Genomic DNA, 25,264 nt, shown 5'->3' with positions numbered 1-25,264 from the left:
GCCCCCCGCGGGGGCGGGGTTTCGGGTGGGGGGGGGGTGGGGGGCGGGGCCCCCGGGGCCCCCCCCGGGGGGTTCCGTTTTCCCCCGGGGGTGGGCACGGTCGGCCGCAGCCCTGACCTGGAGACCTCCGTGCGCCGGTGCCGGCCTTCTAGGACCTTCTGGGTGACCGCCTCTTCGAAGGCATTGCTCAGTTGGTGGGCTGTCTCTTTGGGGTTTTCGGCTCGCATGAGGGCGCCTAGGACTGCCACTCCACTGGCTCCTGCCTCGACGCAGGCGAATACCTGTTCCGGGGTCTCGACTCCGCCGAGCGCCAGGACGGGTATTGGGCTGATCTCGATCAGGTTTTGCAGGGCCGTTGCTTCCAGGGGTGGGCCGTAGCCGGGTTTGGTTCTGGTGGGCCAGATCGGGGAGAGGGTGGCGTAGTGCTCGGTGGTGAGGCGGTTCAGTTCGGTCTCGTTGTGGCAGGAACGGCCGACCAGACGGTGCCGTGGCGGCGGGTACGGGCCGGCGGCCGGCAGGTGGACGGCGTCGCCACCCAGCGGGTCGGGACCGGCCACGATGAGGGTCCCGCCGGCGTCGGCGAGGATCGCGCGTAGCTCGACGGCGAGGGCGGCGCGCTCGGCGCGGGGCAGGTCCTTCTCCCGCAGCACGACCCAGCGCACTCCCCCGGCGACCGCCCCCGCCACGACCCGTTCGAGACCGCTCCTGGCGACCAGCCGATCGGTCAACAGGACGACCCCCGACGGCGGCGAGCCCGTCACAGGTTCGGTCTTCCCTCGTCGGGGGTGGACGCGAGGGCGTGGAAGCGCCGGGCGATCCGCCCCGCGCCCGCGGCGAGGCGGCCGGCCTCGACGGCGTACCGCATCGCCGTGGCCATCGCCACCGGGTCGGCGGCCCGGGTGACCGCGCTGGCCAGCAGGACGGCGTCGCAGCCCAACTCCATGGCGAGCGCCGCGTCGGAGGCGGTGCCGATGCCGGCGTCGAGGATCACCGGCACGTCCACGCTCTGCCGGATCAGCCGGATGTGGTGCGGGTTGCCGATGCCGAGTCCCGAGCCGATCGGCGCTCCGGCGGGCATCACCGCGGCGCAGCCCACGTCGGCGAGGCGGCGGGCGAACACCGGGTCGTCACTGGTGTACGGCAGCACCGTGAAACCGTCGGCGACGAGTTCCTCGGCGGCGCGGAGCAGCTCCACCCCGTCGGGCAGCAGCGTCCGCTCGTCGCCGATGACCTCCAACTTCACCCAGTCGGTGTCGAACGCGTCGCGCGCCAGCCGGGCCACCTTGACCGCCTCGGTCGCGGTGTGGCAGCCGGCGGTGTTCGGCAGCAGCCGTACGCCGCACCGGTCCAGCAGGTCCAGCAGCCCGCCTCCGGTGCCCGGGGCGGTGTCCACCCGGCGCAGCGCCAGCGTGACGAGCTCCGTGCCGGATGCCTGGATAGCCTGCTCCAGCACGTGCAGGTTGGCGGCCCCGCCGGTGCCGAGGATCAACCGCGAGCCGAACGTCTCCCCACCCAGTTCGAACGGCACGCCGCTCACCCGCCCTGCGCGGCGGTGAGTACCTCGACGCGGTCGCCGTCGCGCAGCTCCGTGGCCGGCCAACCGGCCCGGGGCACCACCTCGCCGTTGACCGCGACCGCGACTCCACGCTGGTGCGGCGCGACGTCGTGGACCAGGTCGGCCACCGACGCGCCGCCGGGGACGCTGCGCCCGGCTCCGTTCACCGTCAGCTCCATCACTCCTCCTCAAAACTGCTTCCCGGGCCGGCGAACCGGTCGGCGCCGAAGCCGGTGAGCAGCGGGTCGGGCGTTCCGGTGAGCACCAGGTCGGTGATCGCCTCGGCGGTGACCGGGGTCAGGACGATGCCGTGCCGGTGGTGCCCGGTGGCGGCCAGCACGTCCGGCCGGCCGGGCAGCGGCCCGAGGATCGGCGCGTTGTCCGGGGTGCCGGGGCGCAGCCCGGCGACGGCCTCCACCAGGTCGTACTCGGTCAGCTCGGGCAGCAGGTCGACACCGGCGCGCAGCAGCCGCTGCACCGCGCCGGCGGTGACGGTGGTGTCCGACCGCTCCTCGACCGTCGCGCCGAGCACCACCTCGCCGTCGGCGCGGGGCACCAGGTAGACGTGCTCGCCGTCGGCGTACCCCCGGATCACGTGCCGGAAGCCCGGCGCGACGCCGCCGGGCGCGCGCAGCCGGAGGATCTGGCCCTTCACCGGCCGCACCGGCAGGCCGGTGAGGGCGGCCGCGCCGCAACCGGCCGCGACCACGGTGATCCCGGCCTCCACATCGGACAGCCGCCGGACCGGCCGCGGCACGAACGCCGCGCCGGCCCGCCGCGCGGCCGTGCGCAGCGCCGGCACCAGCCGCCGGGGATCGACCTGGTGGTCGGTGGGCGCGAGCGCGCCGCCGCGCACCCGGGGCGCGAGCGCCGGCTCGCGGTCGCGCAGCTCACTGGGGCGCAGCGGCGTCACCGGCAGATCCAGACCCTGTTGGTACGCCCACAGCCGGCGGGCCTCGGCCAGGTCGTCGCCGGTCAGCCCGACCATCAGGGTGCCCTCGGTCCGGTAGCCGATCGTGGCGTCGCTGGCCTCGCTCAGCTCGGCGGCGAACGCGGGCCAACGCGCGGCGGAGGCCACCAGCAGCTCGGTCAGTCGGCGTTCCCCGAAGTACGCCTCGGCGACCGGGGAGAGCATCCCGGCGGCGACGGCCGACGCCCCCGACCCGGGCGTCGGGTCGTGCACCTCGACGCGCAGGCCACGGGTGGCACAGCGCCACGCGATCGCCAGCCCGATCGGGCCCGCGCCCACCACCGCCACATCGGGGCGGGTCACGCCAGCGCCCGCAGCAGGTCGGTGGTCGCCCGCCCGGGATCGGCGGCCGAGGAGACCGCCCCGACCACGGCCACCCCGTACGCCCCGGCGGCGCGCAGCGCCGGCACCCGGTCGGCGGTCACTCCCCCGATCGCGATGACCGGCACGTCGACGGCGTCGACGACGTCGCGCACCCCGACGGACCCGATGGGTTCGGGCAGGCCGGCCTTGGTGCTGGTGGTGTGGCACGGGCCGACGCCGAGGTAGGTGGCCCCGGCGACGACCGCCTCGACCGCGCCGCGCGGCTCGCGGGCGGTGACGCCCAGCACGCCGGTGGGGCCGAGCACGTGCCGGGCCGCGGCGACCGGCAGGTCGTCGGCGCCGACGTGTCCACCGGCGGCGCCGACCGCCAGCGCCACGTGCAGTCGGTCGTTGACCAGGCACGTCGCCCCGTACGGCGCGCACAGCGCGAGCACCCGGGCGGCCAGGTCGTACGCCTCGCGGTCGGTGGCGGAGTCCTGGACCCGGACCTGCACGACGAGGTCGGCGTGGGCCGCCGCGAGGGCAGCCCGGACCACGGTGAGGGGATCGCGCCCGGGTCGGGTGTCGGTGATCAGATGCAGTCGCCCAAGGGACGGCACGGCAACGCTCCTCCCTGCGCCGGCATTATCCGGATCAGGTTCGACGGTCGGGGGCTGTCAGCCCCCCTCTCAGCCCGGTACACCGGGCTCCCGTGGGTTACTTGCGTGTCACCGTACGACAGATCGGCCTCCTCTGCCAAGGGCGGGTCATCGGTCCCGAGGCGACGCATCGATCGGGGTGCTTTCTCCTGTCCTGTTCGGAATGTCGCCCGCCGTTGCAGAACCGTTACCCGCCGGCATCTTGCCGGACATCGATGCAGCAGAACTAATTTGTTCAGCGATTCGACAAAATGCCGGCGTGGACGCCCTGGCACGGCGTCCCCACCGGCTCCATCTGGGACGGTCTTCGGCGAGCCGGCCCCGCGATCCCTGTCCACCGCGACATTGGAGGCGGCGTGTCCCGTTCTCGTCGTGCCCGTGTACCACTCACCGCTACCCTGTTGTCCCTCGCGCTGACGTCGACGGCCCTCATCGGGTCCCCGGCGCAGGCGGCTCCGACCGGAGCGCAGATCCCCGCGCGAGACGTGCCCGTCGCGGCTCCGCTCTCCCAGGCGGCGCCGAAGGCGCCGAAGGCCGCAGCGGCCGACCCCTACTCCGTCCTGATCTTCTCGAAGACCGCCGGCTTCCGGCACGACGCCATCCCCACCGGCATCGCCGCCATCCAGCAGCTCGGCGCCACCAACGGCTTCACGGTGGACACCACCGAGGACGGTGCCGCGTTCAGCGACGCCAACCTCGCCAAGTACAAGGCCGTGATCTGGCTCTCCACCACCGGCGACGTTCTCAACGCCGACCAGCAGGCGGCCTTCGAGCGGTACGTGAAGGCCGGCGGCGGTTACGTCGGCGTCCACGCCGCCTCGGACACCGAGTACAGCTGGGCCTGGTACGGCGACCTGGTCGGCGCGTACTTCGCCAACCACCCGCAGAACCAGCAGGCCACCGTCAAGGTGGAGGACCCGGCCCACCCGTCGACCGCCGGACTGCCGGAACGCTGGTCCCGGTTCGACGAGTGGTACAACTTCCAGACCAACCCCCGGTCGGACGTGCACGTCCTGGCCAGCCTGGACGAGAAGAGCTACACCCCGGGCGCCGGCGCGATGGGCGCCGACCACCCGACGGCGTGGTGCCAGGACTTCGACGGTGGCCGCTCCTGGTACACCGGCGGCGGGCACACCCGTGAGTCGTACGCCGAGCCCGAGTTCCTCAAGCACCTGCTCGGCGGCATCCAGACGGCGGCCGGCGTGGTCGACGCCGACTGCGGCGCGTCGAAGACCTCCAACTTCGAGAAGGTCACGCTGGACAGCAACACCAGCAACCCGATGGAGCTGGACATCGCCCCCGACGGGCGGGTCTTCTACATCGAGCGCGACGGCCGGGTGCAGATCATCAAGCCGGACACCGGCAACACGATCACCGCCGTCGACCTGGACGTCTTCACCGGCAACGAGGACGGCCTGATCGGCATCCGGCTCGACCCGGACTTCGCCACCAACAAGTGGGTGTACCTGTACTACGCCCCGAACGACAACGTCACGCGGAACCTGCTGTCCCGGTTCACCGTGACCGGCGACACCATCGACCTGGCGAGCGAGAAGCAGGTGCTGCGGGTCGACACCCAGCGCAACACCTGCTGCCACGCGGGCGGCAGCATGACCTTCGACAGCGCCGGCAACCTGTACCTGGCCACCGGTGACAACACCAACCCGTTCGAGTCGAACGCGTACGCGCCGCTCGACGAGCGTCCGGGTCGCCAGGACTACGACTCGCAGCGCACCTCGGCCAACACGAACGACCTGCGCGGCAAGGTGCTCCGGATCCACCCGGAGGACAACGGGACGTACACGGTTCCGTCCGGCAACCTCTTCCCGGCGGGCACCGAGAAGACCCGCCCCGAGATCTACGCGATGGGCTTCCGCAACCCGTTCCGGATCGGCACCGACCCGAAGACCGACACGCTGTACGTCGGTGACTACGGGCCGGACGCCAACTCGAACAACCCCGACCGGGGCCCGCGGGGTCTGGTCGAGTGGAACGTCGTGACCCCCGGCAACTACGGCTGGCCGTACTGCACGGGCACGAACGAGGCGTACAACGACTACACGTTCCCGTCCGGCCCGAGCGGTCCGAAGTTCGACTGCGCCGCGCCGGTCAACAACTCGCCCAACAACACCGGCCTGACCAACCTCCCGCCGGTCGTCCCGGCCACCGTCGACTACGGCTACGCCGGTGACGCGCGGTACCCGGAGATCGGCGGCGGTGGCGCGCCGATGGGCGGCCCGGCCTACCGGTACGACGCCAACCTCAACTCGACCCGCAAGTGGCCGGCCTACTTCGACGGCAAGGCGCTGCTGGGCGAGTGGAACCAGAACAAGATGTACACGATGCAGATGACCGCCGACGGCAAGTCGTTGGTGGACATCAACCAGTTGCTCCCCGGCATGTCGATGATCCGGCCGATGGACTTCGAGTTCGGTCCGGACGGCGCGCTGTACCTGATCGAGTGGGGCAGCGGCTTCGGCGGCAACAACGACAACTCCGGGGTCTACCGGATCGACTACACCGCCGGTGACCGTGCGCCGATCGCGGCGGCGGCCGCCAACCCGACCTCGGGCCCGGCTCCGTTGACGGTGGAGTTCTCCAGCGCCGGCTCCCGGGACCCGGACGGTGGCACGCTCACCTACGCCTGGGCGTTCGGTGACGGGCAGACCTCCACCGAGGCCAACCCGACGCACACGTACGCCACGGCGGGCAACTACACGGCGCAGCTCACCGTGACCAACCCGAAGGGCCGCACCGCGGTCGCCAACGTACCGGTCACCGTGGGCAACACCGCGCCGACGGTGAAGATCGATTTCCCGCCGGACGGTGGCTTCTTCAACTGGGGTGACCAGGTCCGCTACACGGTCACGGTGACCGACCCCGAGGACGGCCAGATCGACTGCACCAAGGTGAACCTCCAGGTGCTGCTGGGTCACGACGAGCACGCCCACCCGCTGGAGCAGCACACCGGCTGCACCGGCACGGTCCAGACGTCGCTCGCCTCCGGGCACGGTGCCGAGGCGAACGTGTTCGCGGTCTTCGAGGCCACCTACACCGACAAGGGTGGCGCGGGCGGTTCCGGCGCGCTCACCGGCCGGCAGATCGAGATCCTGCAGCCCAAGCAGAAGCAGGCCGAGTACTTCACCGCCACCGGGCGTACCCTGGTGAGCACGGGCGGCGGCGACGCCGGCGTGCAGCGTGAGGCCGCGACCGACACCGCCGGTGGCGGTCAGAGCATCGCGTTCATCGAGGACGGCGACTGGTGGTCGGTCGTTCCGGCGAACCTCACCAACATCACCGAGATCCGGTTCCGGGCCGCCTCGGCCGCCGCTGGCGGTCGGATCGAGGTGCACGCCGGTGCGGTCGACGGACCGGTCGTAGCCACGGCCACCGTTCCGGCGACCGGCGGGTGGCAGACGTACACGGACGTGAGCGCGCCGGTGACCGGTGCCGCGAGCGGCGGGCTGTACTTCGTGGCCCGCGACCCGAACGGCGGAACGGGTTCGCTGTTCAACGTCAACTGGATGGACTTCGTCGGTCGCGGCGTCACCGAGAACGGGCCGCCGGTGGTCACCGCCACCGCGACCCCGACCACGGGCACCGCGCCGCTCACCGTCGCGTTCGACGGCACGGCCACCGACGCCGAGGGTGACACCCCGCTGACGTACGCCTGGGACTTCGGTGACGGCGGTACGGCGTCCACCCTGGACGCCAGCCACACGTACACCAGCGTCGGCTCCTTCACGGCCACCCTCACGGTGACCGACAGCAAGAGCGCCAAGTCGTACGCCACGGTGCCGGTGCGGGTCAACGCTCCGGACACGTCCTGCCTCGGGGCGCGTTCGGACGACTTCAACGGCAACACGCTGGACAAGAGCCGGTGGACCACCGTGGTCCGGGAGAACCAGCTCTACTCCCTCAGCGGCGGCGCGCTGAAGCTGCCCACCGCGGTGGGTGACCTCTACGGCGCCCGCAACGACGCCACCAACCTGGTGCTCCAGCCGGCGCCGACCGGCGCCTGGGAGATGACCACCAAGGTCACCCTCCCGGTGACGGCCAACTACCAGCAGGCTGGCCTGCTCGTATACGGCGACGACGACAACTACGCCAAGGTGGACCTGCTCTACAACGGCAGCCGTCGGGTGGAGTTCATCCGGGAAACGGCGGCCACGCCGCGCAACGACGCTGCCGACGCCACCAACGCGCCAGCGGGTGACACCGTGTACCTGCGGATCACCAGCGACGGGACGAACCTGACCGCGGCCGTCTCGGCCGACGGGCAGACCTTCACCGCGGTCGGCCGCTCGGCCGCGCTCGCCGGCATCACCAACCCGCGGATCGGGGTCTTCGCGCTCAACGGAGGCACCGAGGCGCCCGTGGTGGACGCCGCGTTCGACTCGTTCGTCGTCACGCCGGACGCTCCGGCCGGCCCGGTCGAGCCGTCGGACGAGTTCACCGGCAGCACGCTGGACAAGTGCCGGTGGGACGCCATCGTTCGGGAGGACCCGAACGGCTACCGGGTGACCGACGGCGCGCTGCGGATCGACGTGCCGAACGGTGACATCTACGGCACCGACAACACCGGGCCGAAGAACTTCATCCTCCAGACCGCGCCCTCGGGCGACTGGACCCTGGAGACCAAGGTCGACGGCAGTCTGCTGAACGAGCAGTACCAGCAGGCCGGTCTGCTCGTGCAGGCCGACGACGACAACTACCTGAAGTTCGACTTCATCGCCGACAACCAGGCCGGCCAGGCGGTCACGCGGCGGATCGAGTTCCGCAGCGAGATCGCCGGAACGGTGCAGAGCCCGCAGCCGGAGGCGACGAGCCTCACCTCGGCGGTGTGGTACCTGCGCCTGGCCCGGGTGGGCGACACCTTCACCGCGTCGTACTCGGCCGACGGGACGACCTGGACCACGCTGGAGGCACTGACCAACAGCGCGGTGGGCGCCACCCCGAAGGTGGGTCTCTTCACCCTCGGCGCCAACCAGACGGCGTCGAAGACGGCCGCGTTCGACTACTTCCGGTTGAGCACGAAGGTGGCCGACGACAAGGCGCCGGTCACCACCGCGGCGGTGTCCGGCACCCCCACCGACGGGTGGTACACCGGCCCGGTGACGGTCACCCTGACCGCCGCCGACGAGGCCGGTGGCAGCGGGCTCGCCAGCACGGAGTACCAGCTGGACGGGGCCACCGCGTGGACGGCGTACACCGCACCGGTGGCGATCAGCGGCGACGGCGAGCACGGGCTGCGCTTCCGCTCGACCGACAAGGCCGGCAACGTGGAGTCGACGAAGACCGTCGCGGTCAAGATCGACGCCACCGCGCCGGTGACCACGGCGACGTTCGCCCCGGCGAACGACGCGGGCTGGCACAACGGGACGATCCCGGTGGTGCTCGCCTCGACCGACGCCGGTTCCGGGGTCAAGACGGTCGAGTGGTCGCTGGACGGCGGCGCGTGGACGCCGTACACGACGCCGGTCGAGGTGACCGGTGACGGGCAGCACGAGCTGCTGTACCGCTCCACCGACAAGGCGGGCAACGTCGAGACGCTCAAGTCGGCGATCCTGAAGATCGACGGCACCAAGCCGACGCTGCTGGTCTCCGGTATCGCCGACGGCCAGCTCTACGGCGACAGCCAGGACGTCCGCGTTTCCTGGCAGGCCGTGGACCCGACCTCGGGCATCGCGTCCGTGGTCGGTCAGCTCGACGGCAACACGTACGCCAGCGGCACCCTGCAGGCCATGTACGAGCTGTCGCTCGGCCTGCACGAGCTGACCGTCACCGCGACCGACAAGGCCGGCAACAAGACGACCTCGAACGTCCGGTTCTTCGTCACCACCTCGTTCCGGGACATGCAGTTCCTGCTGGACCGGTTCAAGGCGACGGGGCGGTTGTCGGCCAAGGCGCACAAGCAGTTGACCGCCAAGCTCGACGCGGCCCGCCAGGCCGAGGCGGCCGGCAACGACAACAAGGCGATCAAGCAGCTGACCCAGTTCCGGGACCTCGCCACCGACGCCACCCTGGTGGCCGAGGCCGAGATCCGGGACACCCTCACCCGGGACGCCGACGCGATGATCGTGCGGCTCGGCGGTACGGCCAGCAAGGCCGGCGTCAAGGCCAATGACGGCGAGCCGGTCAAGGGCACGGGACGGCTCGGTGGCGACGCCACCCGGCTGGCACCCGGTCGCCAGCTCTGATCCGATCGAGGCCCCTCCCCGACGCTCCAGCGTCGGGGAGGGGCCTCCCTCATTAGGGAGGAGACGTCCGTGACGCGTATCCGCACGGCGGTCGCCGCCGTCCTCGTCGGACTGGCCCTGACGCTTGTCGCCGCGGCCCCGGCCGCCGCTCAGGGCGCGAAGGCCGCCCAGGCAGCGCAGGCCGACAAGCTCAAACTCGTGGTGGCCGGCGACGGCGCTGAGGGGGTCACCATCCAGGCCACCTACCCCGACGGGCGTCGGCTGGACCGAATGGTGCGACTGGTCCTCACCGCCACCGGCCCGGACGGGCAGAAGGTCGGGCCGGTGCAGTTGGAGCCGCAGCCCGAGGGGCAGGGCTTCTACAGCAGCGGTCCGGTGCTCACCGCCGGCACCTGGAAGGTCAAGGTGAACTCTCCCGCCCCGCTGCCGGGTGAGGCCACCGCAACGGTGCAGGCCCGTGCCGCGCAGTCTCCGCCGGAGCCGGTCGCGGTGACCAAGACGGCTGACGACGCGGGCGGCCCGGGCTGGTGGCCGTACGCGGCGGCCGGCCTGGTCGTCGTCGCCCTAGCGATGGGGGTGGCCATGCTGTTCGGCCGCCGCCGCACCATCACCTGACCGACAGGCGTTTCACCAACCGGGCCGGGCCGCTGTGAGCGGCCCGGCCCGTCGCCGTCTGACCGGCTCGTGATCGACCCGGCATCCCTGAAATCGGGTTGTCCCGCGCAACAAGTCACCCCTACTTCAAGGAACGCGAGTGGATCAAGCGCGGCGCGCCGTCGAGCACCGGAACCGGCACGGTGCCGGGCTCAGAGAATGTCGCGCAGGGCCGTCAGATCCTCGTCGGTGGGCTCCCAGGTGCCGGCGGCGGCGTTGGCGTGCACCTGCTCGGCGCTGGTGGCGCCGGCGATCACCGAGGTCACCGCGGGCTGGGCGGCCAGGCCACCGATCGCCACCTGGAGCATGTTCAGACCCCGCTCGTTCGCGTACGCCTCGATGGCCTCGATGGTGTCCCAGTCGGCCGCCGCGAGCCGATCGGCGTACCGGCCGCCGCCGGAGAGCCGGCTGCCGGCCGGAGGCTGCTCGCTGCGCTTGTACTTGCCGGTGAGCAGGCCGTTGGCGAGCGGGAAGAACGGCAGCATGCCGAGGCCGAACCGCTCGCACGCCGGGATCACCTCGGTCTCGACGGAGCGCTCCAGCAGGCTGTAGTGGTTCTGCGCGCTGATGAAGCGGGCCCGGCCGTTGGACGAGGCGACCCAGTCCGCGTCGGCGATCTGCCAGCCCGCGAAGTTGGAGTTGCCCAGGTAGCGCACCTTGCCGTCACGGACCAGGTCGTCCAGCGCGGCGAGGGTCTCGTCGATCGGCGTACCCGGGTCGGGCTCGTGCATCTGGTACAGGTCGATGTGGTCGGTGCCGAGCCGGCGCAGCGACGCCTCGACCGCGCGGGCGATGTACCGGCGCGCGCCACGGGCCCCGAAGTCGGGGCCGTTGAGGCCGTTCATGTCCATACCGAACTTGGTGGCCACCACCACGTCGTCGCGGCGACCCTTGAGCGCCTGCCCGAGCAGTTCCTCCGAGCCACCCTGCGGCTCGCCGTAGATGTCGGCGGTGTCGAACAGGTTGACCCCGGCGTCCAGTGCGGCGTCCACCACCGCCCGCGTGCCGTCGAGGTCCAGCTTCCGGCCGAAGTTGTTGCAGCCGATTCCGACGACGGACACCACGAGCCCGGAGTCGCCCAGCCGGCGATAGGTCATTTCAGTCACGAGTTCCACCCTATGCCGGCCGGGCGCACGCCCGCCCGGGGACCGATCAGCCGACGTCCCAGACCGGCTCCGGGGTCTCCACGACCTCGTTGTCGCCCCGGAACAGCACGAACCGGTCGAAGGAGCGGGTGAACCACCGGTCGTGCGTGACGGCCACCACCGTCCCCTCGAACGCGTTCAGACCCGCTTCGAGGGCTTCCGCGCTGGCCAGGTCGAGGTTGTCGGTCGGTTCGTCGAGCAGCAACAGGGTCGCCCCGGACAGCTCCAGCAGGAGCACCAGGAAACGGGCCTGCTGCCCTCCGGAGAGGGTGCCGAAGCGCTGGTCACCCTGCCCGGCCAGCTCGTACCGACTGAGCACCCCCATCGCCGCGTGCCGGTCCATCCCCTGGCGGTGCTCGTCGCCCCGCCACAGGATCTCGACAAGCGTCTTCCCCATCAGCTCCGGTCGGTCGTGCGTCTGGGAGAAGTGCCCGGGACGGACCCGCGCGCCGAGCCGGGCCACGCCGTCGTGCACCACGGGCGTCAGCGCGCCCGCGCCGTCGACCGGCCCGTTCGCCGGGTCGGGATCGGTGCCGCCGCGCGCCAGCAGCCGCAGGAAGTGCGACTTGCCGGTGCCGTTGGCGCCGAGGACCGCCACCCGGTCGCCGTACCAGATCTCCAGGTCGAAGGGGAAGGTCAGGCCGTCCAGCTCGAGCTGGTCGCAGACGACCGCGCGCTTGCCGGTCCGCCCGCCGGTCAGCCGCATTCGGATGTCCTGGTCCTTGGGGGGTACGGGCGGCGGCCCGGCCTCCTCGAACTTGCGCAGCCGGGTCTGCGCGGCCTGGTACCGCGAGGCCAACCCGTCGTTGTACGCGGCCTTCTGCTTGTACATCAGCATCAGCTCGCGCAGCTTCTGGTGTTCCTCGTCCCAGCGTCGACGCAGCTCGTCGAGGCGGGCGTGCCGGGCCACCCGGGCCTCGTGCCAACTGGCGAAGCCACCCGGGTGCACCCAGGCGCTGCCGCCCTCGACGGCGACCACCCGGTCGGCGCTCTGCGCCAGCAGCTCACGGTCGTGCGAGACGTAGAGCACCGACTTCGTCGACTCCCGCAGCCGCGCCTCCAGCCAGCGCTTGCCGGGCACGTCGAGGAAGTTGTCCGGCTCGTCGAGCAGCAGCACCTCGTCCGGGCCGCGCAGCAGCAACTCCAGGGCGAACCGCTTCTGCTGCCCGCCCGAGAGCGTACGTACCGGCCGGTCCCGTACGGCGTCCCACGGCTGGTCGAGCACGATGGTGGCGACGGTGTCGAAGAGCACCTCGGCGTCGTACCCGCCGGTCTCGCCCCAGACGCCGAGCGCGTCCGCGTACGCCAGCTGTGCCTTGCCCGCGGCGTTGCTGAACTTGCCGTGGGTCTCGGCCGCCCGCATGGCCGCCTCGGTCTCGCCGAGCCGGCGGCCGGCGTCGCGCAGCGCCGGCGGGGCCAGCGACAGGGCCAGGTCGGCGAGCGTCGTCTCGTCGCCGATCATGCCGATGAACTGCCGCATCACGCCCAGCCCGCCGGCCCGCGCGATGCTGCCCGCGCGTACCGGAAGGTCACCGGCGACCATCCTCAGCAGTGTCGTCTTGCCGGCGCCGTTCGGCCCGACCAGGGCGACCTTGGCGCCCTCACCGACCCGGAACGACACGTCGGCGAAGAGTTCCCGACCGTCGGGCAGGGTGTGCCCGACCGCTGCCACGTCCACGTATCCCACGCCGGGATCCTGCCCCAACCAGGACCGGTAGGGACATCCAATTACCGGGTGACCCGCAGCACCCGGAAGCCCTTCTGGCTGGCGTGCCGCTCGACCTGCCAGCCCTGTTCGACGAGCCAGCGGTGCAGCGAGTCGCCACCCAGGTGCCGGGCGACGACCAACCAGCCGACGCCGTCCGGGGCGAGCCGGGGCAGCCAGCGCCGCAGCAGCTCGTGCAGCTCGTCCTTGCCGACGCGGATGGGCGGGTTGGACCAGAGCTGGGCGAAGGTCACCTCCGCCGGTACGTCGTCCGGCGCACTCACCCGGACCCGGTCACCGGCGCCGATCCTCGCCGCGTTGGCGGCGGTGAGGTCGCGGGCGCGGGAGTTGACGTCGACGGCCCAGACGGTGCTCGTCGGCGCGAGGTCGGCCAGGACGCACGCGATGGGTCCGAACCCGCTGCCGAGGTCGAGCAGGTCACCTGTGGTGTCGGCGGTGGGCAGGTCGGCCTTGCGCAGGAGTACCGCGGTGCCGGGATCGAGCCGGCTGGCGGAGAAGACACCGCCGGCCGAGGCGAGTCGGTAGTCGCGGTCGGCGACGGAGAATTCGACCTCGCGCGCCGGTGCGTCGCTGGCGGGCTGCGCGGTGAAGTAGTGGTCGCCGGTCACGTCGGCAATTCTCGCATCGGCTCGGGCGGCTCACGACACTGCCCACACCCACATTTCCCTGATATTACCCCCTAAAGGGACAATAACTCCTACTCTGGGCGACATGGTGTATCGGTACCAGTCCGAAGAGGACGCATTCGAGGACCCCGACGGGTCCGACCTGGACGTGCCCGGCGCCGGTCCCCCTCCACCGGCCGGCCCGTCACCGTCGCGTTTCCCCGCGCCGTCGCTGCCCCGGCCCAACCAGTTGGTGCTGCCGTCGAACCAGCCACCGCCGGCCCCCCGCGTCACCGCGCCGGTGGCGGCTCCCCGCAGCCAGATCTACACCTCGGCCCAACCCGTGGAGCCGTCCGCACGGCGCGGCGGTGGGCGGCTCTGGCAGGTGGTGATCGGCGGCGCGGCCGTCCTCGTCCTGCTCGCGCTCTGCGGCCTGGGCGCCGCCGCACTGCTGCTGGATCGCGATGCGACACCACAGTCCACCCCGACGTACCAGCCGAACGCCGCGCCGTCCGCCAGCGTCCAGCAGCAGCAGGATCTCGACTCGCGGGACACCGACCAGGCGCCGCTCACCGCGAAGGAAGTCTTCCCCGACAAGGAGCTGAAGCTCGCCGAAGGCCAGCCCGCCTACCAGGTGCTCAAGACCCAGTCCAGCGGCAGTTGTGCCGTCGCCGCCACGGACGAGGTAGCGGACCTGCTGGTCCGGCTCGGCTGCAACCAGGTCGTCCGGGCCACCCTGCGGAGCCCCGGCGGCGAGCACCTGGTCACCACCGGCCTGTTCAACCTGACCGACAGGGCCAACGCCGAGCGGGCCCGGGACCGGATCCGGCAGATCCTCGACGAACGGCAGGGCCGGTTCCGAGGGCTCACCGCCGGCGACGACACCGATGCGCTGACCAGCGCCCCGGCCCGGGTGGGCTGGCAGGTTCGCGGCCACTACCTGGCGTACGCGCTGGTGGTCCGTGCCGACGGAACCGCGGTCAAGTCCGGCGACACCAAGATCCGGGAAGTCCTTTTCGACATGCTCGAGGCGCACCTCAGCAAGGGCGTCCTCCAACGGCGGGCCGACATCGGCACTGCCGGGCAGCCGACCGGGGCGTCCACCGAGGGCAGCGGCAGCCAGAGCCCCAGCGAAGGCGGCGACTGACCCGCGACCGCGTCCGACGGGTGTGCCGCCGAACCGGTGGCACACCCGTCGTCGTCCGTACCGGGTCCGCCCGTCAGCCCTCGACCGGCACGCGCAGCCGGCGCGTCAGGTCGGCGCGGCGCGCGTAGTCCGCCGGATCGTCCGGGTAGCCGACCGCGACCAGGGTCAGCCCGTGCGCCGGCGCCACCGTCACCTCGCTGGACCGCTCCTGCCGGGTCAGCAGGCTTCCCGGCCACCGCACCGGCCGGCGGCCGTCGCCGGCCGCGAGCATCGCCCCCACCAGGCTGCGCACCATCGCCTGACAGAACGCGTCCGCCTGCACGGTGGCGACCAGGATGCCGTCCGGGTCCCGCCGCCAGTCCAACCGGGTCACCTCGCGCAGCGTCGTCGCGTTCTCCTTGCGTCGGCAGTACGCGGCGAAGTCGTGCTCCCCCACCAGACCCTCGGCCGCGGCGTTCAGGGCCACCAGGTCCAGCGTCCGCGGCCAGGCCAACACCTCGTGCCGGCGGAGCGGCTCCGCGCCGTACGGGGCGTCGGTCACCCGGTACTCGTAGCGCCGGTAGGTGGCCGAGAAGCGGGCGTCGAAGTCGGTGGGCACCTCGGTCATCGCCCGTACCCGAACGTCGGTGGGGAGCAGCCGGGCCAGCCGGCGCAGCAGCCGCCCCTCGTGCTCCCGCCACACCTCGACCGGTAGGTCCAGGTGACAGACCTGCCCGGAGGCGTGCACCCCCGCGTCGGTCCGACCCGCGACGGTCAGGCCGGTCGCCGTACCCGCACCCAGGACCAGGTCCAGGGTCTCGACGAGCACACCGGCGACGGTCCGCCGCGTCGGCTGGGGCGCCCACCCGGAGAAACCCGCGCCGTCGTACGAGACGTCCAGCCGCAGCCGGATCCGCTCGTCCACCTCGTACCTCCTGTTACGGGTCGGGCCCGACACCCCGAAAGGGGTGCCGGGCCCGCACTGATGCCCGAGGTCAGGCCTTGTTCTCCTCGGTGGCGAGGTCGCTGTCCTCGCGCGCCTCGGCGGTGTCGCCGGAGGCCGACACCGGCGCCTCGGAGTCCTGGTCGGCATCGGCCGACTTCGGAGCGTCCTCGGCCGGGGCGAGCGCCTCGACCTTGTCCTGCTGCGCGGCCTTGCGGGCGGCGGTCTTCTTGTTCACCTTCGGCTCGGCGACCTGAAGCTCCTCCACCAGCTCGATGATCGCCATCGGCGCGTTGTCACCCTTGCGCGGACCGGTCTTCACGATCCGGGTGTAACCGCCGGGGCGGTTGGAGTACCGGGGCGCGATCTGGTCGAACAGGGCGTAGACGACGTCCTTGTCCTTGACGACACCCAGCACCCGACGCCGCGAGGCGAGGTCACCGCGCTTGGCCTTGGTGATGAGCTGCTCGGCCAGCGGGCGCAGCCGCCGGGCCTTCGTCTCGGTGGTCTGGATCTTGCCGTGCTGGAACAGCGCGGTCGCCAGGTTGGCGAGCATCAGCCGCTCGTGCGAGGGGCTGCCGCCGAGGCGGGGGCCCTTGGTGGGCGTGGGCATTTTTGGTGCTCCTCAGTTGTGGCGGCAGCGCGGACTAGAGCTGCTCGGTCTCGCGGTAGTCGTCGGTGTCGTAGTCGGCCTCGCCGAAGGTGTCCACGACGTGCGCCGGGTCGAAGTTCGGAGCCGAGTCCTTCAGCCCGAGACCCATCCCGGCGAGCTTCATCTTGACCTCGTCGATCGACTTCTGACCGAAGTTGCGGATGTCGAGGAGGTCGGCCTCGGTACGCCCGATGAGCTCACCAACGGAGTTGATGCCCTCGCGCTTGAGGCAGTTGTAGGAGCGGACGGTCAGGTCCAGCTCCTCGATCGGCAGAGCGAGGTCCGCCGCCAGCTGGGCGTCCTGCGGGGACGGCCCGATGTCGATGCCCTCAGCCGTCTCGTCCAGCTCACGAGCCAGACCGAACAGCTCCACAAGCGTCGAACCGGCGGAGGCCAGCGCGGTGCGCGGGCCCATCGACGGCTTGGTCTCGACGTCGATGATGAGCCGGTCGAAGTCGGTGCGCTGCTCGACGCGGGTCGCCTCGACGCGGTAGGTAACCTTCAGCACCGGCGAGTAGATCGAGTCGACCGGGATCCGGCCGATCTCGGCACCGGACTGCTTGTTCTGGGCGGCCGTCACGTAGCCCCGGCCCCGCTCGACGGTCAGCTCCATGTCGAGCCGGCCCTTACCGTTCAGGGTCGCGAGCTTGAGGTCCGGGTTGTGCACCGAGACGCCGGCCGGGGGCTGGATGTCGCCCGCCGTCACGTCGCCCGGGCCCTGCTTACGCAGGTACATGCTGACCGGCTCGTCGTGCTCGGAGCTGACGCACAGCTCCTTGATGTTCATGACGAGCTCGACCACGTCCTCCTTGACACCGGGGATCGTGGTGAACTCGTGCAGCACGCCGTCGATCTTGATCGAGGTGACCGCCGCACCCGGGATCGACGACAGCAGCGTGCGCCGCAGCGAGTTGCCCAGGGTGTAGCCGAAGCCCGGCTCGAGCGGCTCGATGGCGAATCGCGACCGGGTCTCGTTGATCGACTCCTCGGAGAGGGAGGGTCGCTGGCTGATGAGCATCTTTTCTCTTCTCTTCCGGGGCGCCCGCTATTTGACGCCCACGACACAAACTGTTCCGGTGGCCCGCCCCGAAGGGCGGGCCACCGAACGAGCTCGGACTACTTGGAGTAGAGCTCGACGATCAGCTGCTCCTGGACCTGCGTGTCGATGACCTGCCGGGCCGGGAGGGAGTGCACGAGCACCTTCATCTGGCTCGGAATGGCCTCAAGCCACGCCGGAACCGTCTTCGAACCGGCCTGAGCCTGCGCCACCACGAAGGGGGTGAGCTCCTTGCTCTTGCCCCGGACCTCGATGATGTCGTGCTCCTTGACGCGGTACGACGGGATGTCGACCTTCTTGCCGTTCACCGTGAAGTGACCGTGCTTGACCAGCTGGCGGGCCATGTCCCGCGAGTGGGCGTAGCCGGCCCGGTAAACGACGTTGTCCAGCCGCGACTCGAGGATCTGCAGGAGGACCTCACCGGTCTTGGCCTGCTTGCCGACGGCTTCCTCGTAGTAGCCACGGAACTGCTTCTCCAGCACGCCGTACACGCGGCGGGCCTTCTGCTTCTCGCGGAGCTGGAGCAGGTACTCCGTCTCCTTGGTGCGGCCGCGGCCGTGCTGCCCGGGCGGGAACGGCCGGGACTCGAACGGGCACTTCGGACCATCGCACTTGCTGCCCTTGAGGAACAGCTTCATCTTCTCCCGCCGGCAACGGCGGCAGTCAGCACCGGTGTAACGAGCCATCTCTCTCTACCTCTCAGACCCGACGACGCTTAGGCGGACGGCACCCGTTGTGCGGCTGCGGGGTGACGTCGGCGATCTGACCGACCTCGAGGCCCACGGCCTGCAGCGAACGGATGGCGGTCTCCCGGCCGGAGCCGGGGCCCTTGACGAACACGTCGACCTTGCGCATGCCGTGCTCCATGGCGCGACGCGCGGCGGCCTCGGCGGCCAGCTGCGCGGCGAACGGAGTCGACTTGCGGGAGCCCTTGAAGCCCACCTGGCCCGCGGAGGCCCAGGAGATGACCGCACCGGTCGGGTCCGTGATGGACACGATGGTGTTGTTGAAGGTGCTCTTGATGTGCGCCTGCCCGTGGGCGACGTTCTTGCGTTCCTTGCGCCGGACCTTCTTTACAGCGGCTCCGGCACGAGCCTTCGGTGGCATAAGTCTGTGCGCTCCTATTACTTCTTGCCGGGCTTCTTCTTGCCGGCGACGGTCCGCTTCGGGCCCTTGCGGGTCCGCGCGTTGGTCTTGGTCCGCTGGCCACGCACGGGCAGGCCCCGGCGGTGCCGGATGCCGGCGTAGCAGCCGATCTCAACCTTGCGGCGGATGTCAGCGGCGACCTCGCGGCGCAGGTCACCTTCAACCTTGTAGTTGCCCTCGATGTGGTCGCGGAGCTGCACGAGCTCCTCGTCCGTGAGGTCCCGAGCGCGCTTGTCCGGCGAGATGCCGGTAGCGGCGAGCGTCTCCAGGGCGCGGGTTCGACCGACCCCGAAGATGTAGGTGAGCGCGATCTCCATCCGCTTCTCGCGGGGGAGATCCACGCCGACTAGACGTGCCATGTGCGGGCGTACTCCTCGTGATGTGTGGCGGAGGTGTGGACCCGTCCCACCCCGCTACCGGCCGTCCCGTCTCTCCGACGCCATCAGCGCCGGCGACCGGGAGCGGTCGCTGCCCAAGCGGGCCCCGGCCTCCGACCGGGGGTCAGCCACGAAAGGAGTACGCCTCGCGTACCGCTCGCGGCTGGGACGAGCATGTGTGATGTGTGTGTCGCTGAGGAACTGCCCGGACCAACACCACCCGGCCGTGTTCGGCCGGACGGGCTGAGTCAGCCCTGGCGCTGCTTGTGGCGCGGGTCGGTGCAGATGACCATGACCCGGCCGTGCCGGCGGATAACCCGGCACTTGTTGCAGATCCTCTTGACGCTCGGCTTGACCTTCACGGTTGCCTTACTTCCCATCTGGCCCGGCAACGCGCCATGCGCGAGACCGGACGTCGAAGACGGACACGGGACTTCCCGGCCGCCGTCAGGACTACTTGTAGCGGTAGACGATGCGCCCGCGGGTCAGGTCGTACGGCGAGAGTTCGACGACGACCCGGTCCTCCGGCAGGATGCGGATGTAGTGCTGCCGCATCTTGCCGCTGATGTGAGCCAACACCTTGTGGCCGTTCGCGAGCTCCACGCGGAACATGGCGTTCGGCAGGGGCTCGATGACCCGACCCTCGATCTCAATGGCTCCGTCTTTTTTCGGCATGTCCTCCGCTGTCCTGACGTCGATTGCTCCGGGCGACCCACAACGTCTTACACGGAAATCTGACCAGAATCAGAAGACCGCGCCAGCCGCGGCTCCGGGACCCACCGAAGCGCAGGGTGGGCATGCCGGAGTGGACGCTGTGCGCCGATCAGAAAGTGTACGCCGGCCTGCCGCCCACCGCCAAACCACCCACCCACCCCGACCCGCAATCTCCGGTTGATCATGAAGTTATCGCCACGACACGCCGGCCCCGAGGGCAACAACTTCATGATCGACGGGGATCTGGGTGGGGTGGGGGTGGGGGGTGGGTGGGGGTGGGGGGTGGGTCAGGTGGGGGGTGGGGTTTTGTCTGGTTCGGTGGAGCCGAGTTGGCGTTTGCGCTCCCGCTTGGCGCGCTTGCGCTGGCGACGACGCTCCCGCTCGACCGCCTGCCGCCGGGGCTCACCCGCGGCCAGCCCACCCACCGTCCGAAGCACCAGCACCACACCCCACGGCCCGGCCACCCAGGCCGGCCAGAAGTAGAGCAGATCCTGACTCAGCAGCGAGGTCACGCCCCAGATGGTCACCACGATGGCAACCACCTTCAGGTACGGGAACCACACCTCACCCAGCCAACGACTGGTGTCGCCGCCGAACGCCAACGAGGCGAGTCGGCCGATGGACGGTTGGGCCACCGGGCCAGGCGACCGCAGGGCCGGCTGCGCCGGAGGCGACATCGGCGGCAGGTCCGACAGCAACGGATCCAACTCCGCGTACGTCCGCGCAGCGTAGGCCCGCTGCAACCGCTCGTCGTACTCGTGCAGGTCCAACCGACCTTCGTTGAGGGCGGCCCGCAACCGTTCGGCCACCGCTTCCCGGTCCGCGTCCGCCGCTCGCATCCCGTCGCGCCCGTCCATGCCGGCAAGCATGCCACCGCCCCGCCAATCCGTCCCGCCCGAAAGCCCTGCCCTCGATCGGCCCGACATCAGGGCAATCGGGGTGTCCATGGCCGTGGGACAGGGCGACCTTCCGGAACCCGAGTCGATCGACCGACCGGCCGGCTCGGCGGGGCCGTCAGGGGGTGGTGGAGGCGGCGGGCTGGCGGGCCGTCACGAGGTCGCCGAGTCGGGCCCGGCCCCCGTCGAAGGCGGTGAGCACCCAGACGCCGTCGGGCAGGAGCGCCATCGAGTGCTCGACGTGCGCCGCGATCGACCCGTCCCGGGTGACGACCGTCCAGCCGTCGGCCAGTTCGACCGTACGGGGCGAGGCCATCGTGATCATCGGCTCGATCGCCAGCGCCATGCCCGGGACCAGACGCGGACCCTTGCCCGGCCGGCCGTGGTTGAGCACGTGCGGGTCCTGGTGCATCTCGGTGCCGATGCCGTGCCCGCCGTAGCCGTCGACGATGCCGTACCGGCCACCCTTGCGGACCGCGGTCTCCACGGCGTGCGAGATGTCGGTGAGCCGGCCCTTGCCGCTGGCCGCACCACGGGCCGCGGCGGCGATGCCGGCCCACATGGCGTCCTCGGCCACCTCAGCCATCTTCAGCAGCGCCGGATCCACCTCGCCGACCCCGACGGTGATCGCCGAGTCGCCGTGCCACCCGTTCAACACGGCGCCGCAGTCGATCGAGATGAGATCGCCCTCGGCGAGCACCTGGTTCGGCGATGGGATGGCGTGCACGATCTGCTCGTTCACCGAGGAGCAGATCGACGCCGGGAAGCCGTGGTACCCCTTGAACGACGGGACGGCGCCCGCCTCGCGGATCGTCGACTCGGCGATGGCGTCCAGATCGGCGGTGCTCACACCGGGCACAACAGCCTCGCGCATCCGGCGTAGCGCCTCGGCGACCACCAGCCCGGCCGCGCGCATCTTCTCGATCTGGTCGGGGGTCTTCAGCTGGATGTCCAGCTGGGGACGACGCATGGAGCGGTTACCTTTCGTTGCCGAAACAGCGGGGCACGTCGCGCGTACCCCGCTGTTCGCACTCTATCCGCCGCGGTGCGGCCTGGCCTCAGCCGCCGTACGACCGCAGCGCGTCGATGGCCCGGGTCGTGACGTCCTCCACCGGGCCGGTGGCGTCGATCCCGACGAGCTTGCCCTGGGCGCCGTAGTAGTCGACCAGGGGGGCGGTCTTCTCGCTGTACTCCCGCAGGCGGGTGGCGATGGTCTCCGGCTTGTCGTCGTCGCGCTGGAACAGCTCGGCGCCGCACCGGTCACAGATGCCCGGACGGGTGGTGGCGTCGAACTCGACGTGCCAGATCTTGCCGCAGCCCCGGCAGGTACGCCGGCCGGAGAGCCGCCGGATCACCTCGTCGTCGTCGACCACCAGCTCCAGGACCAGGTCCAGAGCCGTGCCCAGGTCGGCGAGGAGCTTGTCCAGAGCGGCCGCCTGCGGAGTGGTCCGCGGGAAGCCGTCGAGGAGGAAGCCCTCGCTGGCGTCGGGCTCGGCGAGCCGATCCCGGACCATGTTGATGGTGACCTCGTCCGGAACCAGCTCGCCCGCGTCCATGTAGCGCTTCGCCTCGACGCCCAGTGGCGTGCCCTGGGTGACGTTCGACCGGAAGATGTCCCCGGTCGAGATCTTGGGCACCGACAGGTGCGCGGCGATGAACTCGGCCTGCGTGCCTTTGCCCGCGCCCGGCGGGCCAACCAGAACGAGTCTCATCTACCGCAGGAACCCTTCGTAGTTCCGCTGCATGAGTTGGCTCTCGATCTGCTTCACGGTCTCCAGACCGACGCCGACCATGATGAGCACAGCGGTGCCACCGAACGGGAAGTTCTGGTACTGCTGGTTGTCCAGCCAGATGAAGAAGAAGTTCGGCAGGATCGAGATGACGCCCAGGTAGAGCGCGCCCGGGAGGGTGATCCGGCTGAGGATGAAGTCCAGGTAGTCGGCGGTCGGCTTGCCCGGACGGATGCCCGGCACGAACCCGCCGTACTTCTTCATGTTGTCCGCGACCTCGGTCGGGTTGAACGTGATCGACACGTAGAAGTACGTGAAGAAGATGATCAACAGGAAGTAGACCGTGATGTAGATCGGGCTGTCCGGGGCGACCAGGTTGTTCTGGATCCAGGCCTGGACCTTGCCCGGGTCGTTCTGGTCGAAGAACTGGAGAGCCAGCTGCGGCAGGTAGAGCAGCGACGAGCCGAAGATGACCGGGATCACACCCGCCTGGTTGACCTTGAGCGGGATGTAGGTCGAGGTGCCGCCGTACATGCGCCGGCCGATCATCCGCTTGGCGTACTGCACCGGAATCCGGCGCTGCGCCTGCTCGATGAAGGTGACCGCGGTGATGACCACCAGGACCAGCGCGATGACCAGGGCGAACATGTCCCAGCCCTTGCTGGTCTTGATCTGCCAGCCCTCGCTGGGCAGGCGGGCCGCGATCGAGGTGAAGATCAGGACGGACATGCCGTTGCCGACGCCGCGGTCCGTGATCAGCTCGCCGAGCCACATGACCATGCCGGTGCCGGCGGTCATGGTGATCACCAGGATGGCCAGCGTCAGCCAGTCCGGGATGCCGGTGCCCTCGGGGATGATCGGGAACTGGTCGCAGCGGTTCTGGAACAGCTGCCCGGAGCGGGCCAGGGCGACGAACGCCGACGCCTGCAGGACACCCAGACCCAGGGTCAGGTAGCGGGTGTACTGCGTGATCTTCGCCTGGCCGGCCTGGCCCTCCTTGCGGAGCTGCTCAAGCCGCGGGATCACGACGGTCAGCAGCTGCAGGATGATCGACGCCGTGATGTACGGCATGATGCCCAGCGCGAAGACCGAGAGCTGGAGCAGCGCTCCGCCGGAGAAGAGGTTGAGCAGATTCAGCGGGCCCGTCGTGTCGCCCGAGATGGAGTCGAGGCACTTCTGCACGTTGCCGTACGAGACGCCGGGGCTGGGCAGCGTGGCACCCAGCCGGTAGACCGCGATGATGCCTACTGTGAACAGCAGCTTCTTGCGCAGGTCAGGCGTACGGAACGCACTGAGAAAGGCGGACAGCAACTTCTTCCTCCTGCGCGAGGCGGGCCGCCGGTGATCCCTGGCGGGTCGGGGTGCATCCCGGGCGAGTGCCCGGAATCCATGGCTGGGATGGGACTCTAACAGCCCCGTCCCGCTCCGGGCAGGTGTGCCCGGCTACATAAACCGATTCCGATATTACCGGGCGCTTAGGCCCCAGGCAGACCTAGGCGCCCGCCAGTTGCTCGCAACTGGACGGGCGCCGAGGTCGTACGCCTTACAGCTCGGTGACAGAGCCACCGGCGGCGGCGATCTTCTCCTTGGCCGACGCGCTGAACGCGTGCGCCGACACCTGGAGCGCCACCCCGCCGAGATCCCCGGTGCCGAGGACCTTGACCGGCTGGCCCTTGCGGACCGCGCCGGCCTCGACCAGCTCGATCGGGCCGACCTGGCCGCCGTTCGGGAACAGCTCGGCGAGCCGGTCCAGGTTGACCACCTGGAAGACCACCTTGAACCTGTTCTTGAAGCCCTTCATCTTCGGCAGGCGCATGTGGATGGGCATCTGCCCACCCTCGAACGCCGCCGAGATGTTCTTGCGGGCCTTGGAGCCCTTGGTACCGCGACCGGCGGTCTTGCCCTTGGAACCCTCACCGCGACCCACACGGGTCTTCGCGGTCTTGGAACCGGGCGCCGGGCGCAGGTGATGCACCTTGATCGTCATTACTCGACCTCCTCGACCTTCACGAGGTGGCTCACAGTGAAGATCATGCCGCGGATCTCGGGCCGGTCCTCCTTGACCACCACGTCGTTGATCCGCTTGAGACCGAGCGAACGCAGCGACTCACGCTGGTTGTGCTTGGTCCCGATACCGGACCGGAGCTGGGTGACCTTCAGGCGTGCCATCAGCGCGCCACCCCCGCACGCGACGCCAGCATGGCGGCCGGCGCGACGTCCTCAACCGGCAGACCACGACGCGCCGCGACCTGCTCAGGGGACTCGAGCCCCTTCAGGGCCGCCACGGTGGCGTGCACGATGTTGATCGGGTTGGACGAACCGAGGCTCTTGGAGAGCACGTCGTGGATACCGGCGCACTCCAGCACGGCACGCACCGGACCACCGGCGATGACACCCGTACCGGCCGAGGCCGGCTTGAGCAGCACGACGCCAGCGGCGTCCTCACCCGTCACCGGGTGCGGGATCGACTGACCGATCCGCGGGACCTTGAAGAAGTGCTTCTTGGCCTCCTCGACACCCTTGGCGATCGCCGCGGGCACCTCCTTGGCCTTTCCGTAGCCCACGCCGACCGTGCCGTCGCCGTCGCCCACGATCACCAGGGCGGTGAAGCTGAAGCGACGACCACCCTTCACGACCTTGGCGACGCGGTTGATCGCGACGACCCGCTCAAGGTGCGGGGTCTTCTCGACGGGCGCGTTTCCGCGGCCGCCCTCACGGCGGTTGTCGCGGCGACCACCCTCGTTGCCACCGGACCCGCCGCCACGGCGCTGTTGACCTGGCATCAGCAGCCTTCCTTATCTCTCGT

Annotated in this window: 26 protein-coding genes and 1 riboswitch; of the genes, 3 read left to right on the top strand and 23 right to left on the bottom strand. The window is 70.6% G+C overall.

Going from position 1 to position 25,264, the window contains the following annotated elements; all coding sequences use genetic code 11:
- The 5 genes from ACIA3K_RS28245 to thiE form a co-directional block, all read right to left on the bottom strand.
- Window positions 1-761 (bottom strand): thiamine phosphate synthase (locus ACIA3K_RS28245; RefSeq protein ID WP_396804644.1); only part of this gene is annotated, 761 nt, incomplete at its 3' end.
- A complete protein-coding gene (locus tag ACIA3K_RS28240; RefSeq protein WP_396804643.1) occupies window positions 758-1,537 on the bottom strand; it encodes a thiazole synthase in 780 nt (259 codons plus the stop codon). The genes ACIA3K_RS28240 and ACIA3K_RS28245, both read right to left, overlap by 4 nt.
- On the bottom strand, window positions 1,534-1,734 hold the full coding sequence (gene thiS, locus ACIA3K_RS28235; RefSeq protein WP_355050743.1) for a sulfur carrier protein ThiS: 201 nt from the start codon (window positions 1,732-1,734) through the stop codon (window positions 1,534-1,536). The genes ACIA3K_RS28240 and thiS overlap by 4 nt, the downstream gene beginning before the upstream one ends.
- The gene (thiO, locus tag ACIA3K_RS28230) at window positions 1,734-2,828 is read right to left on the bottom strand and encodes a glycine oxidase ThiO (RefSeq protein WP_396804642.1); all 1,095 of its coding nucleotides are present in this window, start codon (window positions 2,826-2,828) and stop codon (window positions 1,734-1,736) included. The genes thiS and thiO overlap by 1 nt, the downstream gene beginning before the upstream one ends.
- Window positions 2,825-3,448: a thiamine phosphate synthase gene (gene thiE / locus ACIA3K_RS28225; RefSeq protein ID WP_396804641.1), complete on the bottom strand. Its 624-nt coding sequence runs from the start codon at window positions 3,446-3,448 to the stop codon at window positions 2,825-2,827. Before thiE ends, thiO begins: the two co-directional genes overlap by 4 nt.
- Window positions 3,443-3,552: riboswitch (TPP riboswitch) on the bottom strand. Its footprint overlaps the gene before it by 6 nt.
- Before the next feature lie 291 nt (window positions 3,553-3,843).
- Between thiE and ACIA3K_RS28220 the strand changes: the two genes are divergently transcribed.
- On the top strand, window positions 3,844-9,687 hold the full coding sequence (locus ACIA3K_RS28220) for a ThuA domain-containing protein (RefSeq protein ID WP_396804640.1): 5,844 nt from the start codon (window positions 3,844-3,846) through the stop codon (window positions 9,685-9,687).
- 69 nt (window positions 9,688-9,756) lie between these two features.
- Window positions 9,757-10,302, top strand: a complete 546-nt coding sequence (locus tag ACIA3K_RS28215) for a hypothetical protein (protein WP_396804639.1) — start codon at window positions 9,757-9,759, stop codon at window positions 10,300-10,302.
- A 191-nt stretch (window positions 10,303-10,493) separates the two neighbouring features.
- Here ACIA3K_RS28215 and ACIA3K_RS28210 read toward each other — a convergent pair whose 3' ends face one another.
- From ACIA3K_RS28210 to ACIA3K_RS28200, 3 genes are read right to left on the bottom strand one after another with little or no spacing between them, the layout of a single operon-like run.
- On the bottom strand, window positions 10,494-11,438 hold the full coding sequence (locus ACIA3K_RS28210; RefSeq protein ID WP_396804650.1) for an aldo/keto reductase: 945 nt from the start codon (window positions 11,436-11,438) through the stop codon (window positions 10,494-10,496).
- A gap of 55 nt (window positions 11,439-11,493) precedes the next feature.
- Window positions 11,494-13,173 (bottom strand): ABC-F family ATP-binding cassette domain-containing protein, encoded by a 1,680-nt coding sequence (locus ACIA3K_RS28205; protein ID WP_396804638.1) that lies wholly within the window; start codon window positions 13,171-13,173, stop codon window positions 11,494-11,496.
- A gap of 41 nt (window positions 13,174-13,214) precedes the next feature.
- Window positions 13,215-13,820, bottom strand: a complete 606-nt coding sequence (locus ACIA3K_RS28200) for a class I SAM-dependent methyltransferase (protein WP_396804637.1) — start codon at window positions 13,818-13,820, stop codon at window positions 13,215-13,217.
- Window positions 13,821-13,923: 103 nt separating this feature from the next.
- On the opposite strand from ACIA3K_RS28200, the gene ACIA3K_RS28195 reads away from it, so the two are divergent.
- Entirely contained in the window at window positions 13,924-14,964 is a 1,041-nt protein-coding gene (locus tag ACIA3K_RS28195; RefSeq protein WP_396804636.1) for a hypothetical protein, read from the top strand.
- Window positions 14,965-15,037: 73 nt separating this feature from the next.
- Here the strand turns inward: ACIA3K_RS28195 and truA are convergent, their stop codons facing one another.
- From truA to rpsE, 15 genes are all read right to left on the bottom strand, one after another.
- Complete coding sequence (truA, locus tag ACIA3K_RS28190; protein WP_396804635.1) at window positions 15,038-15,868, bottom strand: tRNA pseudouridine(38-40) synthase TruA; 831 nt, start codon at window positions 15,866-15,868, stop codon at window positions 15,038-15,040.
- A 70-nt stretch (window positions 15,869-15,938) separates the two neighbouring features.
- Entirely contained in the window at window positions 15,939-16,499 is a 561-nt protein-coding gene (gene rplQ, locus ACIA3K_RS28185; RefSeq protein ID WP_355050752.1) for a 50S ribosomal protein L17, read from the bottom strand.
- Window positions 16,500-16,533: 34 nt separating this feature from the next.
- On the bottom strand, window positions 16,534-17,556 hold the full coding sequence (locus ACIA3K_RS28180; RefSeq protein ID WP_007465227.1) for a DNA-directed RNA polymerase subunit alpha: 1,023 nt from the start codon (window positions 17,554-17,556) through the stop codon (window positions 16,534-16,536).
- A gap of 98 nt (window positions 17,557-17,654) precedes the next feature.
- Entirely contained in the window at window positions 17,655-18,281 is a 627-nt protein-coding gene (gene rpsD / locus ACIA3K_RS28175) for a 30S ribosomal protein S4 (protein WP_007465229.1), read from the bottom strand.
- 13 nt (window positions 18,282-18,294) lie between these two features.
- Window positions 18,295-18,702, bottom strand: a complete 408-nt coding sequence (gene rpsK / locus ACIA3K_RS28170) for a 30S ribosomal protein S11 (RefSeq protein WP_030329919.1) — start codon at window positions 18,700-18,702, stop codon at window positions 18,295-18,297.
- A 17-nt stretch (window positions 18,703-18,719) separates the two neighbouring features.
- Window positions 18,720-19,100 carry a 30S ribosomal protein S13 gene (rpsM, locus tag ACIA3K_RS28165; RefSeq protein WP_007465236.1) on the bottom strand — a complete coding sequence of 127 codons (381 nt, stop codon included), beginning with the start codon at window positions 19,098-19,100 and terminating at the stop codon, window positions 18,720-18,722.
- A gap of 266 nt (window positions 19,101-19,366) precedes the next feature.
- Window positions 19,367-19,480, bottom strand: a complete 114-nt coding sequence (rpmJ, locus tag ACIA3K_RS28160; protein ID WP_012184307.1) for a 50S ribosomal protein L36 — start codon at window positions 19,478-19,480, stop codon at window positions 19,367-19,369.
- 91 nt (window positions 19,481-19,571) lie between these two features.
- Window positions 19,572-19,793 (bottom strand): translation initiation factor IF-1, encoded by a 222-nt coding sequence (infA, locus tag ACIA3K_RS28155; RefSeq protein WP_007073013.1) that lies wholly within the window; start codon window positions 19,791-19,793, stop codon window positions 19,572-19,574.
- A 326-nt stretch (window positions 19,794-20,119) separates the two neighbouring features.
- The gene (locus ACIA3K_RS28150) at window positions 20,120-20,689 is read right to left on the bottom strand and encodes a DUF1707 domain-containing protein (RefSeq protein ID WP_396804634.1); all 570 of its coding nucleotides are present in this window, start codon (window positions 20,687-20,689) and stop codon (window positions 20,120-20,122) included.
- A 157-nt stretch (window positions 20,690-20,846) separates the two neighbouring features.
- The gene (gene map / locus ACIA3K_RS28145) at window positions 20,847-21,698 is read right to left on the bottom strand and encodes a type I methionyl aminopeptidase (protein ID WP_396804633.1); all 852 of its coding nucleotides are present in this window, start codon (window positions 21,696-21,698) and stop codon (window positions 20,847-20,849) included.
- Between the two features lie 88 nt (window positions 21,699-21,786).
- Window positions 21,787-22,440: an adenylate kinase gene (locus ACIA3K_RS28140; RefSeq protein ID WP_088950228.1), complete on the bottom strand. Its 654-nt coding sequence runs from the start codon at window positions 22,438-22,440 to the stop codon at window positions 21,787-21,789.
- Window positions 22,441-23,769, bottom strand: coding sequence for a preprotein translocase subunit SecY (gene secY / locus ACIA3K_RS28135; RefSeq protein WP_396804632.1), 1,329 nt, complete (start codon window positions 23,767-23,769; stop codon window positions 22,441-22,443). It lies immediately after the preceding gene.
- Between the two features lie 232 nt (window positions 23,770-24,001).
- Entirely contained in the window at window positions 24,002-24,445 is a 444-nt protein-coding gene (rplO, locus tag ACIA3K_RS28130; protein WP_355050756.1) for a 50S ribosomal protein L15, read from the bottom strand.
- On the bottom strand, window positions 24,445-24,627 hold the full coding sequence (gene rpmD / locus ACIA3K_RS28125; RefSeq protein WP_007465262.1) for a 50S ribosomal protein L30: 183 nt from the start codon (window positions 24,625-24,627) through the stop codon (window positions 24,445-24,447). The genes rplO and rpmD overlap by 1 nt, the downstream gene beginning before the upstream one ends.
- Window positions 24,627-25,241 carry a 30S ribosomal protein S5 gene (gene rpsE, locus ACIA3K_RS28120; protein WP_007465263.1) on the bottom strand — a complete coding sequence of 205 codons (615 nt, stop codon included), beginning with the start codon at window positions 25,239-25,241 and terminating at the stop codon, window positions 24,627-24,629. Before rpsE ends, rpmD begins: the two co-directional genes overlap by 1 nt.
- Between the last annotated feature and the right edge of the window lie 23 nt (window positions 25,242-25,264).

Source organism: Micromonospora sp. NPDC051543, from assembly GCF_044454415.1.
In the GTDB taxonomy this organism is placed as follows: Bacteria; Actinomycetota; Actinomycetes; order Mycobacteriales; family Micromonosporaceae; genus Micromonospora.
The sequence above is the reverse complement of the archived record's forward strand: the minus strand, read 5'-3'. Positions and strand labels throughout refer to the sequence as shown.

Bases quoted from the DNA above. Each gene is read 5' to 3' on its own strand.
- thiS (WP_355050743.1), bottom strand. From the start codon at position 1,734: ATGGAGCTGACGGTGAACGGAGCCGGGCGCAGCGTCCCCGGCGGCGCG.
- ACIA3K_RS28210 (WP_396804650.1), bottom strand. From the start codon at position 11,438: ATGACCTATCGCCGGCTGGGCGACTCCGGGCTCGTGGTGTCCGTCGTC.
- ACIA3K_RS28195 (WP_396804636.1), top strand. From the start codon at position 13,924: ATGGTGTATCGGTACCAGTCCGAAGAGGACGCATTCGAGGACCCCGAC.
- rplQ (WP_355050752.1), bottom strand. From the start codon at position 16,499: ATGCCCACGCCCACCAAGGGCCCCCGCCTCGGCGGCAGCCCCTCGCAC.
- ACIA3K_RS28180 (WP_007465227.1), bottom strand. From the start codon at position 17,556: ATGCTCATCAGCCAGCGACCCTCCCTCTCCGAGGAGTCGATCAACGAG.
- rpsD (WP_007465229.1), bottom strand. From the start codon at position 18,281: ATGGCTCGTTACACCGGTGCTGACTGCCGCCGTTGCCGGCGGGAGAAG.
- rpsK (WP_030329919.1), bottom strand. From the start codon at position 18,702: ATGCCACCGAAGGCTCGTGCCGGAGCCGCTGTAAAGAAGGTCCGGCGC.
- rpsM (WP_007465236.1), bottom strand. From the start codon at position 19,100: ATGGCACGTCTAGTCGGCGTGGATCTCCCCCGCGAGAAGCGGATGGAG.
- infA (WP_007073013.1), bottom strand. From the start codon at position 19,793: ATGCCGAAAAAAGACGGAGCCATTGAGATCGAGGGTCGGGTCATCGAG.
- ACIA3K_RS28150 (WP_396804634.1), bottom strand. From the start codon at position 20,689: ATGGACGGGCGCGACGGGATGCGAGCGGCGGACGCGGACCGGGAAGCG.
- map (WP_396804633.1), bottom strand. From the start codon at position 21,698: ATGCGTCGTCCCCAGCTGGACATCCAGCTGAAGACCCCCGACCAGATC.
- ACIA3K_RS28140 (WP_088950228.1), bottom strand. From the start codon at position 22,440: ATGAGACTCGTTCTGGTTGGCCCGCCGGGCGCGGGCAAAGGCACGCAG.
- rplO (WP_355050756.1), bottom strand. From the start codon at position 24,445: ATGACGATCAAGGTGCATCACCTGCGCCCGGCGCCCGGTTCCAAGACC.
- rpmD (WP_007465262.1), bottom strand. From the start codon at position 24,627: ATGGCACGCCTGAAGGTCACCCAGCTCCGGTCCGGTATCGGGACCAAG.
- rpsE (WP_007465263.1), bottom strand. From the start codon at position 25,241: ATGCCAGGTCAACAGCGCCGTGGCGGCGGGTCCGGTGGCAACGAGGGT.